The organism is Paenibacillus sp. UNC451MF (assembly GCF_000686845.1).
Lineage (GTDB): Bacteria > Bacillota > Bacilli > Paenibacillales > NBRC-103111 > Paenibacillus_S.
This window is the reverse complement of record NZ_JMLS01000014.1, coordinates 25708-37256: the sequence shown is the minus strand read 5'-3', so window position 1 is coordinate 37256 and position 11549 is coordinate 25708. Positions and strand designations below refer to the sequence as shown.

Annotated in this window: 8 protein-coding genes; all 8 read left to right on the top strand. The window is 44.2% G+C overall.

Annotation, left to right across the window (positions count from 1 at the left end):
* Nucleotides 1-307: 307 nt before the first annotated feature.
* Nucleotides 308-1255, top strand: coding sequence for an ABC transporter permease (locus BP97_RS0116380; RefSeq protein ID WP_028550059.1), 948 nt, complete (start codon nucleotides 308-310; stop codon nucleotides 1253-1255).
* A gap of 12 nt (nucleotides 1256-1267) precedes the next feature.
* Nucleotides 1268-2137 (top strand): carbohydrate ABC transporter permease, encoded by an 870-nt coding sequence (locus tag BP97_RS0116375; protein ID WP_028550058.1) that lies wholly within the window; start codon nucleotides 1268-1270, stop codon nucleotides 2135-2137.
* Nucleotides 2138-2208: 71 nt separating this feature from the next.
* Entirely contained in the window at nucleotides 2209-3795 is a 1587-nt protein-coding gene (locus BP97_RS0116370) for an extracellular solute-binding protein (RefSeq protein WP_028550057.1), read from the top strand.
* A gap of 89 nt (nucleotides 3796-3884) precedes the next feature.
* Nucleotides 3885-5624: a sensor histidine kinase gene (locus BP97_RS0116365; protein ID WP_028550056.1), complete on the top strand. Its 1740-nt coding sequence runs from the start codon at nucleotides 3885-3887 to the stop codon at nucleotides 5622-5624.
* Nucleotides 5624-7246: a response regulator gene (locus tag BP97_RS0116360; RefSeq protein WP_028550055.1), complete on the top strand. Its 1623-nt coding sequence runs from the start codon at nucleotides 5624-5626 to the stop codon at nucleotides 7244-7246. The genes BP97_RS0116365 and BP97_RS0116360 overlap by 1 nt, the downstream gene beginning before the upstream one ends.
* Nucleotides 7247-7346: 100 nt before the next feature.
* Nucleotides 7347-9572 carry an FAD-dependent oxidoreductase gene (locus tag BP97_RS0116355; protein ID WP_028550054.1) on the top strand — a complete coding sequence of 742 codons (2226 nt, stop codon included), beginning with the start codon at nucleotides 7347-7349 and terminating at the stop codon, nucleotides 9570-9572.
* Between the two features lie 7 nt (nucleotides 9573-9579).
* Complete coding sequence (locus tag BP97_RS0116350) at nucleotides 9580-10791, top strand: SGNH/GDSL hydrolase family protein (protein ID WP_028550053.1); 1212 nt, start codon at nucleotides 9580-9582, stop codon at nucleotides 10789-10791.
* 212 nt (nucleotides 10792-11003) lie between these two features.
* Nucleotides 11004-11537 (top strand): hypothetical protein, encoded by a 534-nt coding sequence (locus BP97_RS0116345; protein WP_028550052.1) that lies wholly within the window; start codon nucleotides 11004-11006, stop codon nucleotides 11535-11537.
* Nucleotides 11538-11549: the final 12 nt, after the last annotated feature.

Genomic DNA, 11549 nt, shown 5'->3' with positions numbered 1-11549 from the left:
ATCTCAACCCTAAGGGTGTAGCCTACACCGACCAACTTTAATAGTTTGTAAAAAGTATTTCAAAACTAATTTGTAATTCAGACAATTTACCCCGAAATTCATTTCAAAACCAATTTGTCATCCAACAGTAGTGAAAGCACCTAGAAACGGTGACGGTCACTCTGTCCGTTTGTTTCTCATGCCTATTGTATTGGAATTTTCCAAGGCCCCACTTACTTAATATCTTATAAGAAATTCTTGAAATTACAGAAATTTATCCGATAGGGGGATGCTATTATACAAATAGAAATAAAGACGAGGTGATGATATGCAAGCGAAATTGGCAGCGGACGCCATTCCCCTCCCCCATAAGCGGAATTCATGGATAAGAGCGATACAAAAGCATAAAGTGATGTATGCTCTTTTATTCCCGGCATTAGTTTACTTTGCTGTATTCAAATACATTCCTATGGCGGGAATCATTATTGCTTTTAAAAACTACAACCTGGCTTTGGGCCTATGGGATAGCCCATGGGTGGGATTGAAAAATTTTAAAGATTTTATTAACGGCGTTTATTTCTGGGACATCATGAGAAATACGATTATCATATCGCTGTATAAGTTGTTGTTCGGTTTCTCCGCTCCCATCGTACTAGCTCTGCTGCTCAATGAAGTGTATACCCAATGGTTTAAGAAAATCGTACAAACAATCACTTATTTGCCCCATTTTCTGTCATGGGTCATTGTTTATGGACTGATGGTGGCATTATTAGCCCCAGGAGATGGCCTTTTTAATATGATTCTGAAGGAAAATGGTATTCAACCGATCTCCTTTCTAACGGAACCTGCCTGGGGCAGACTGCTGATCATCTTATCTGAGATATGGAAGGATATTGGATGGGGAGCGATATTGTACCTTGCCGCATTAGCAGGAATCGATCCAAGCTTATATGAAGCGGCTCGAATTGATGGCGCTTCCAAATGGAGACAGCTATGGCATGTCACATTACCCGGCATTCGAGGGGTCATTATTCTGATGCTGATTCTTAAATTAAGCCATATTCTGGACGCTGGCTTTGACCAAATATTCATGTTTGCCAACAGCTTTAACCAGGAGAAGATCGACATTATCGACACATGGGTTTACCGTGAAGGGTTGGAGCGTCTTAAGATTGGCTTGGCTACTGCTGTGGGATTGTTTAAAGCTGTCATCGGATTTATTTTAGTTTTGGCTGCAAACAAGCTCGCCAAAAAATTCGATGGTCAAATTTGGTGAGGTGGTTTTCGTATGATTAATCTGACAATCGGGGAAAAAGTATGGCAAGTAGTCGTTTATATTATTCTAATTGTGCTATCCCTACTTTGTTTGCTTCCCTTTCTATATGTGGTTGCTGTTTCCGTGACGCCAGAATCGGAAGTGTTAAGAAGAGGAATTGTTATTATACCAGAATCCTTTACTTTTGCAGCCTATAAAGAAGTATTCATTTCTCATGGTATAGGGCAGGCGTATAAAATTACGTTGTTTCGGACGGTTGTAGGCACTGCGCTTAATGTGTTTTTTACGATCATAGCAGCTTATCCATTATCCAAAAAATATTTACCAGGGCGCAGCTCATTTTTAATCTTCATTGTGTTTACCATGATGTTTGGTGGAGGGCTGATTCCGACTTATTTGTTAATCCGCTCGCTGGGATTGCTGGACAGCCCGTGGGTATTGATTATTCCGCATCTCATTAGTGCTTTTAATCTGGTGATCATTAAAGGCTTCTTCGAGCAATTGCCTGCTGAAATCGAGGAATCGGCGAGGGTTGACGGCGCAAGTGAACTTCAGTCGCTATGGAGGATCATTTTACCTCTGTCCTTGCCCGTCCTTGCCACCGTTTCCTTATTTTACGCAGTGGGGCATTGGAACAGTTATTTCGATGCGATTGTCTACTTGAATGATTCGAACCTAATGCCGCTTCAAGTAGTCTTGCGCAACATTCTGCTTAACGTCGCAACACAAAGCGCTGATTCGATTGCCAATTCCGGGACGGTCAGCCAGTTCGCTGTGCAAATGGCGGCTGTCGTCGTGACGACGGTTCCGATTTTGATCGTTTATCCTTTTATGCAGAAGCATTTCACGAAGGGTGTGCTCATGGGATCGATTAAAGGTTAAAAGGCAATTTCTACCTAGGTTGTTTCGGGGACACCATGATAATATATATTCAAGCAAAAGGAGAGGTCAATATGCAACGTAAAAAGCTTTCATTTACTGTTCTGGCTGCTATCGTAGGGCTGGGAGCGCTATTGTCAGGATGTGGGGACCAAGAAGTAGTGAAGCCGACAGCTTCAAGCAGCCCTCAATCCGAGGCTAACAAGTTTGCGACCAAAATGAAAATTTCGATGTTTAACCAAGGTACTTTCAACGCTGCCGCTCCAATACCTCCGCGTGATGAAGATATTCAACGCCAAATGTTGGAAAAGGCGATGAATATCGACTTGGATATGATGATTCCTCAGGCTGGGCAAGCAACAACCAAACTGAATACGCTCATTGCTGGCGGGGATATTCCAGATTTGATCTTCTTGAAGAGTCGGGCCGATCTCGCGCAATATTATGATCAAGGCGTTCTTGCGGATTTGACTCCGTACGTGGATCAATTTCCTGAATTGCAGAAGCGTTTCGGCAAAGACTCCTGGGAAGCGATGTCCTATCAAGGGAAAACCATTGGAGTTCCAGGTTATGATAATGTAAACGGCATCAGTCGAAGCTTCTTCATCCGCAACGATTGGCTGAAAAAGCTGAATATGAAAGTGCCGACAACCCCTGACGAGCTGTTCGAAGTGATGAAAGCCTTTACGGAGAAAGATCCAGACGGAAACGGCAAAAACGATACGTACGGATTCATAGGCGGTATGAATAAAGAAGGCAATTTGCAAACCTACGGCTTCGATAGCTTAATGTGGATGTTTGGCGTCAATCCTCCCTCAGCCATTGAAGTGGAAGACAATAAACCGGTGTTCCTGTTTATCGATCCCAAAATGAAGGAAGCGCTCGCTTACATCAATAAAATGATGACAGCCAAAGTTGTAGACCCCGACTGGGTGACGATGAATACGCCCGATTTGTTGGACCAAAAGTTATTTAAAGGTAAAGTTGGCTTCATGATTAGAGATGCCCGCAGACTGGAACCGGATTATCAGCAGAAAATGAAAGAAATCGGCGGAGAAGTACCGGAATGGATCGTCATTCCTCCAATGAAAGGGCCTTACGGCGATCAAATCGTGGAGAGAAAATCGTTCCAAGGCAATTCATGGGCCATTTCCAAGAAAGCGGATAGGGACAAAATCATTCGGATCTTGTCTATGCTGGAATATCTCTTTACGGACAAGGAAGCCTATCCGAATTTCGCATACGGGATCAAAGGGATTCATTGGGATATCGTGGATGGCAAGGTCAAAAACAAAACTTCTGAGTTAGCGAAGGAAATGAAAGAAAAGTATCTATGGGTTGATCATTATAGAATGCCGCGCCGTGGCGATGATGCCGAGTACTTCAGCTTCCAGAATCCGAAGACGGCAGAAGCTTTCACGAACAATCAGAAATATGTAGGGCTTACTTTGCCCGGAAATTTATTGACTGCAGACCCGAGCGATACCTTGGCAGCTGACCGCACACGTTTCATTAATGAAAGCTTAGTCAAATTTATGACGGGCAAAGACCCTCTTACCAACTGGGATAATTTCCTCAAAACCTTGGATACCAAGTTTGACATGCAGAAATATAAGGATACAGCAATCAAGCAATTTAAAGAGGCAGGCCTAATCAAGTAAATAAACAAAGAGAGTGGCGATAAATAGCCCCTCTCTTTGTTGTCCTATGCTATTCTTAGTTTAATACAGATTTAAAAGGAAGATGACGGATGCGAAGAAGAATCAGCTTGCCTTTAAAACTATTTTTAATCGTGTTTGCATTTGTATTAAGCTGCATCATCTTGATAAGCCAACTGTCCTATCGCTATGTCCAAAAGGAGATAAGGACCAATGATATTTATTACACAAACCAAATATTGGACAAAGTTGACCAGTATTTAACGGTTAATTTTTCCTCTTTCCAGACGATCCTGTTCTCGGTCGAAACATCGGTGAAAGCAAACATTAACAATACGGAAGTGATTAAAAAGCAATTAAGAGAGCTGTATGAGCTCAATGATAATTACATCAGTAACATTTACTTGATCAATAGCGATTTATCCATTCTAGGCGGAAGTACGCCGACGCGAATTTTCGATGAACCCTTATCTGACAGAAAACCGTTGTTTGATGCGGCCGACAAGAACAAATGGACTACCTTTGTCAGTGATCCTTATAAATCCAAGTATTCCGGCTGGACAGTTACGATGGTTCGATATCTGAACGGCTCTCCGTTTCCTATGGCCATTGCGATAGATTTGGATCTAAATGCCATTGAAGAAACCTTGTTCAAGATTAATAAAAAAGAACAAATGAATCTGGCCCTGATTACCACATCGGGTAAAATTATTGCCGGATTTTCAGAAAATAGAGGACCCCTGAATATTCAAGATCATACGTTTTCAATCGGGGAAATGTCGGCGGAACAAATTCTTGATACTACGGGAACAAGCCTTCAACTGCATACCAAGGATGGCATGCCGGTCTCCATTCTGAAGAAACCGACAGAGAAATTCAATTGGTCCATCATCTCGATCAACGATGAATCTCGCATGAAAGCTGCGTTGTTCAGATTGGAAACCTATTATATCGGGCTTCTAGCCGCCGGTCTTCTATTAAGTCTGTTCATTTCTTTTTTTATTGCCAAATATATAAGGAATCCGCTCTATGTGCTCAAAACAAAAATGAAACGGGTGGAGCAAGGCGATCTGACAACGACAATGACGATGAACCGAAATGATGAATTCGGCGACCTTTCCCGAGCCTTCGACCGTATGTTGCAGCAAATTGTGGAACTGATTCGGCGAGCAGAGCTTCATAATGAACTTGAGCGGAAGCTGGAGATCCAAGTGCTGCAATCGCAAATAAATCCTCATTTTTTGTATAACACGCTTGGCTCTATCAGCAATGTCATACGCCTGGGACAAATAGAGAAAGTAGATGTGGTGATAGGGTCTCTCATTTCAATATTGGAATACGGGATAGCCGACGCTTCGGAGAAGGTTTCAATACGTCAGGAATTGCAAAATGTAGCGGACTATATCGCGATCCAGAACATCCGTTATAACAGGCACTTCCACTTGATTGAGAATATCGAAGATGGATTAATGGATTTCCCCGTATTTCGAATGCTGCTGCAGCCCATTGTGGAGAATAGTATCTTCCATGGCTATAACGGAGGGGGAATCGAAGGTTCGATTACTATTCATGCATACGAGCAGGGCGGCATCGTCATGATAGAAGTCGTTGATCAAGGCGAAGGAATTCCAACGGATCGAATAAAGCATATTCTAGATTCAGAACCGAGTGATCTAGAGCTAAAAAGGAAAAGAATTGGGTTAAACAATATTCATGGTCGAATAAGACTTCACTACGGAGAGCAGTTCGGGCTGCAAATCATTAGCATACCGAATGAAATAACCCGTGTCCGCGCAATATTCCCGGCAGGTATGTTTAAAGGAGATGCATGATGGTGAGAGACTACACCTGCTTCATCGTTGATGATGAAGATCTAATCCTCCAAAGATTGGAGCTGTTTTTTAGCGAGCTCTCCCATAAGGAAGGGCGATTCAATTTGGTGGGCAAAGCGAATAATGGGCAGAAGGGGATCGAGGAGATCTTACGGCTTAAGCCGGATATCGTAATAACCGATATCGTTATGCCGGTAATGGATGGAATTTCCATGATCGAGCAGTTAAAGCCGGAGCTGCCCCATACCCAATACATTCTTTTGACCGCCTATTCGTCTTTTGAGTACGCTCAGCGAGCTATCCATGCCAACGTATTGGAGTACATTGTTAAGGTTCCGTTGCGGGAAGCTGATTTGGATCGAGCTTTGGATAAGGCAGCCGGAATTTTGGATGAGGTTAAGAAAAAAGAAGAGGAATTTCAATCTTTAAACGTATCCGTTCTTGAAAATAAATATAGAGTCCGTAAGCAATTTTTTAACGAGCTGATCAGAGGCGAAATCCCTTCTCATCGGGCATCCGATTTCGCCAATCGTATGCAGTTCCATTTCTTTCAAGCCAACTATTGCTGCTTTATTGTTGAAATGAATCTGTATGAAAATTTTCGCCATGAATATTCAGCGGTTGACCAAAACATCTTGAAATATGCGATTACGAATGTAATCGAAGAAACGGTGATGAATAGCGGCAGGGGTGTAGCTGCGGATCTCTCCGATAATCGTTTTATTGGCTTTCTTTCCTGGGAAAATAATCGCAGTGAGATGGATACGGAATATGCTTGCCAGACCTTGGGGAGCCAGATCGTCTCTCATTTGCATCAATATTTGAATCAAAGGGTATCCGTCGCTTTTGGCGGTCCGCACCGAGGCTGGGAATCCATCAAACAAGCTTACACGGAAGCTAATAATGTGAGTGAGGATTTCTATTATCATGCAGAGAAAGTAGTGAAAACACCCGCGCATCGGTTCCATTACCATAATGACAGAAAGGTGGATTTTCAGCAGAAACTGGCTAATTTCCTTGCATGGGTGCAAAGAAAGGTTTCCAGGGAAGAGCTGGAGAAAGAATTTGCTGATTTAAACCAATTTGTTACGGATCATAAAATCCATAAGTCCATCATGGCACCTATGCTTCGAGACTTGTACAGAGACATTGCTGTGAAATTTAAATCGGGGAACACGTTGATCACAGATGTAGCTGAGTTTCCCCTAGAATTTATGGCATTTCGGGAGCAGCTAGCGTATATTGGCGACTTCACTTTCGAATATGTACACGCTGGCCAACTTTTACATCGTGCAGAAATCATGAGTGCCATACGGTTTATAGAGAAAAACCTGAAACAGCGTTTAACGTTGGAGGCTATTGCTGAGGAAGTGAATTTAGCCCCGTCGTATTTTAGCAGTCTATTCAAAAAAACAATGAACGAAGGTGTTATCAGCTACATCAACCGTAAAAAAATTCAATTGGCTCTCGAGCTGTTAAATGTTCGGGATTATTCTTTATTGGAATTGTGTGAGGAAGTCGGAATTGTAAACGAAGGGTATTTTTGCAAATTATTTAAAGAATATACAGGTGATACACCCAAGCAATATCGGATAAAAATGACACGGTATGAATCCAAATAAGGTTGCAAAAAAATGTATGAATTTTTCGCGAAATCATGTAAAAAAACGGGGTTCAAAAAGATTACCATGATAGATGTATCTAATCATGGAGGTTATCACAATGGAGCTTATTAAAGCGGATGTAACCGTCATAGGCGGAGGTATTGCTGGGGTATGCGCCGCCATTGCTGCAGCACGTCAAGGGCTGCAAGTTTCACTTATTAATGATCGACCGGTTCTTGGGGGGAATGCCAGCAGCGAGGTCAGGGTTCATATCAACGGGTCGGCCTATCTTGGGAACAGTCCATCCTATTATGCGCGTGAGGGCGGGTTGGTGGAAGAACTCAAGCTGAAGATTTTCCACTATAATCCGTTATATAACAAGAAGCTTATGCTTTCGCTTTCGGATACGGTCCTGTTGGATATGGTCTATGATGAGCCTAACATTTCTCTATTTTTGAATACCTGTGTACATGAAACGGGAATGGAGAACGGAAGAATTAAATGGGTGGAAGGACTTCAATTGGCTTCCGAAAGGAAATTCCGTTTTGAAAGCCGAACCTACATCGATTGCTCCGGAGACGGGGTCGTCGGATATCAGGCAGGTGCGCTCTTCCGATGGGGGAGAGAAGCGAGGCATGAATACAACGAAGACTTGGCTCCCGAAGTGGCGGATCATTACACCATGGGAGACACGATTCTTTTTCAAGCTCGTGACGTAGGATACCCCGTTCCATACAAGCGGCCTGGCTTTGCGTATGATATTACGAAGTTGGGCTTTTTCGATAGTATCAGAAAAGGCTTGAACCATCGGGCTTTCCCTAGAAAAATCAACGGGCTCGGCGGATTGTGGTGGCTGGAATACGGCGGGCATATGGATGTTATCGCAAACAATGAAGACATCGCATTAGAGCTGCGGAAATTGGTTTACGGGATTTGGGATTATATCAAAAATAGCGGCGAATTTGATGATGTGGACAATCTCATCTTGGATTATGTCTGCCCAATTCCGGGAAAGCGGGAGTCGAGGCGGTTTATAGGAGATCACATGTTGTCTCAGAACGATCTTACAGCAAAGTCGCATTTCGAAGATGCTGTATCCGTCGGGGGATGGTATATGGATTTACATGCTGCTAAGGGCATCTACGATGAGGGGCCGGCTACAGCATGGAATTTCGTGCCGGGCTTGTACAATATTCCGTTCCGTAGTTTATTTTCTCACAATATTCCTAATCTCATGTTCGCTGGTCGCAATATAAGTGCTACCCATGTTGCTTTCGGATCTACAAGAGTAATGGCTACCTGCGGTTGTATGGGGCAGGCGGTTGGAACGGCAGCTTCGTTATGCTTGAAATATGAGGTAGATCCCGCAGCCATAGTCGAATCTCATATGGGGGAGCTGCAGGCGCTGCTGCTTCGAGACGGACAAACGATTGTAGGGCTTCAAGAGGAATTGGATCCTTACTTCGCTGACGGATTAAATATTCGTGCCTCGTCTCAGCGCAGCTATGCCAATCCTTATCCAACCGAAGCTATTCCTTTGGAGAAAGGGTTATGTTTGGTCTTGCCGATTCAGACATCCGTGGCGGAAAGCGTACAGATCAAAATTAAAAATATTTCCGAGCATTCGGAAACACTGCATGTGAAGCTGTTTGGCGGGGAACGGAAGGAAAATTACATTCCAGACTGCGAGTTGAAAGACTACCGCTTGGCTATTGCAGCTGGTCATGACGACTGGACTACGCTGGACTTGGGCTGCAAGAAGCCGGCGGACGACAAAATTTACATCGTACTGGAAGGTACAGCGAACCTTGCCGTTTACGGCAATGAAGAGAAAATGACAGGAGCGGTCAGCTTCCATTATAGGCCGGAAGTGCCGTCCAGGCTGAAGAAATTCAATAAAAGCATTTGCTTTAAGGACCTGCTGCCATCCCAAAATATGTATAATCCCGAGAATCTCGTCAACGGCTACTCCAGGCCCTATGGTCTGCCAAATGGCTGGATTTCCGAACGTACGGAAGGACAGGAATGGTTGGAATTCTCTTTTGCAAGCCCCAAAAATCTGGACGAAATCCATCTTGTTTTCAATTCGCAGTTGGATTTGGAGCATTTCGACGATCCGATCGAGTCCCTTATCCAAGATTATGATGTGATCTTGACCTTAGAAGACGGAACGGAGAGGGAAATCGTAATCCGTGGCAATTATCTCACGTTGAATAAACATAAGGTGGATGCGGAAGGAGTAACCCGAATTCAGATTAATTTCTGCGCAACTTACGGTTCGCCTTATCATGAAGTGTTTGCTGTAAAATTGTTTGCTCCTACAACCATAAGTGAGGTCAGGTGAAGTCGCGATGAAGGAATTATTCCCTCGAAGAGGGCTACCTAATGTAATTCAGAAGTTGGAAAATGGGGAAACCGTGACAATCGTCTATTTTGGCGGCAGTAATACGCGTTCTGAAGGATATAGAGTCATGACGGCGGATTGGCTTCGTGGGCAATATCCCAAGGCTGATATCCGTTGTGTGAATGCAGGCATTTCTGGGACAGGGTCGGATTTGGGCTGCGCCCGTTTGGAGAGGGATGTGCTGGGTCATCAGCCTGATCTAGTGTTTGTTGAATTTGTCGGCAACGATGGCGGAGTGCCCGAGTCCAAGGCGCGGATCGAAGGGATCGTCCGTCAAATCCGCAAGCGGAGCCGGTTTACCGATATCCTGTTCATTTATACGCTGAAGGAGCGGGATGTGGCCTTATTTCAGTCCGGGGAATACCAGAAGGGGGCTCTTATGCAAGAGGAAGTGGCCGATTATTACGGTATTCCTTCGATTCATCTGGGCGTAGCGGTCAGTCATTTGGTGTCGGAGGGAAAGCTCATTTTTACCTCAGGGGCAGACAAGTCCATTCCCGGAGCCATTGTTTTTACGCATGATTCGATCCATCCGACAATTCCCGAAGGACACCGGATTTACACAGATACGATCACTCGGTCGTTTGAGAAAATGTACGAACTTCAAGGTCACTTGGGAAGAGTCGAACATAACTTGCCTCAGTCCCATTTGGTCCCGGCCAATCCTTGGGAGTACGCGACTATGCTGCCGCTGGATGGTCATGCCCATTTATCGGCTGGATGGTCCTACGTGACTCCCGATGATTCAGCTTTGGCCCGAGAGTATGATTGGTTGTTCTCCGGCCTATGGCGAGCGGTTAATCCGGGGGAGGCTATCACGGTGCAGTTCGAAGGCACACACATTGGACTGTTCGATATCGGGGGGCCAGATTCCGGCAGATTGAAGGTGACGGTGGACGGCGGGGATCCCTTCCTTGTGGATCGATTCACACCGCATAACGATCATAATCGGAATCAGTATGTTTTCTTGCCGGAGCTCCCGAATGGGAAACATACGGTTCGCTTCGAAGTCGATACCGAGAAGACAGACAAAGCGGCCGTGTTTGAGGTATGCGGTAATGAACGAAGCCTTGAGCATGTTCGGCAGCATCCGGATTGGTACGATCAAACAGTGATCCAGCTTGGCAAGTTGTTATTAGTACAGCCGCCATTAGTGTAGTTTAAAGTCGTTTTGTTCCTAATGTAAAACTTGCAACGTATCTGACTGCTGTTGAGCAGACGAATACGTTGCAGGTTTATTTTCACTTAAAATCTTATAAGAAATTAAAGAAATTTCACGGTTAAGCGACATGCTATGATATCAAAGACAAAGGGGGGATCAACCAGTAGGATGCGGATATTGCTTCTTTGCGATCATGTGAATAAAGGAGATTGCGAATATTTGAAAGCGTTATCAATTCAAGGAAAGGAAGTGAGCTGTATGAACGATCCATTCGGCTTTTTTATTTCTTGGAATTTAGTATTGAATTATGCAAAATGCTTGTAAAACATGATGTAAAAAGACAGCGCATCACCGTTACTACAGTAGACGGCGAACTCTCGGCTTCGGCTCAAATCGTTGTGAATCCTGTGCCAGAACCAACCGTATCTATAGCCAAATTCGAGATTGATCCGACTCCGAATACCCTGCCGCCTTATTTCTTAGGAGCACATAACGAGCAACTGGTTAAGGTTGGAAGGGTAACTGACTTTCAATTGGAAAGCTTTGATAATCTGGGCATGGATCTCAAGCTTCAAAATGTTCGCGGACCCGATGGAACAGGTGCCTATTATTACTTGAACAACGAAGGCACGGTCATGAATTCAAAAGATCCGCGATATCAGCAATTCTATGGGAATCGAACCGTTGGAGCGGTAGAGAATGTGAATCTGCAATCTGGGTTCCCGGGACTATTCTGTAAATAGAGTCGCCGCGTT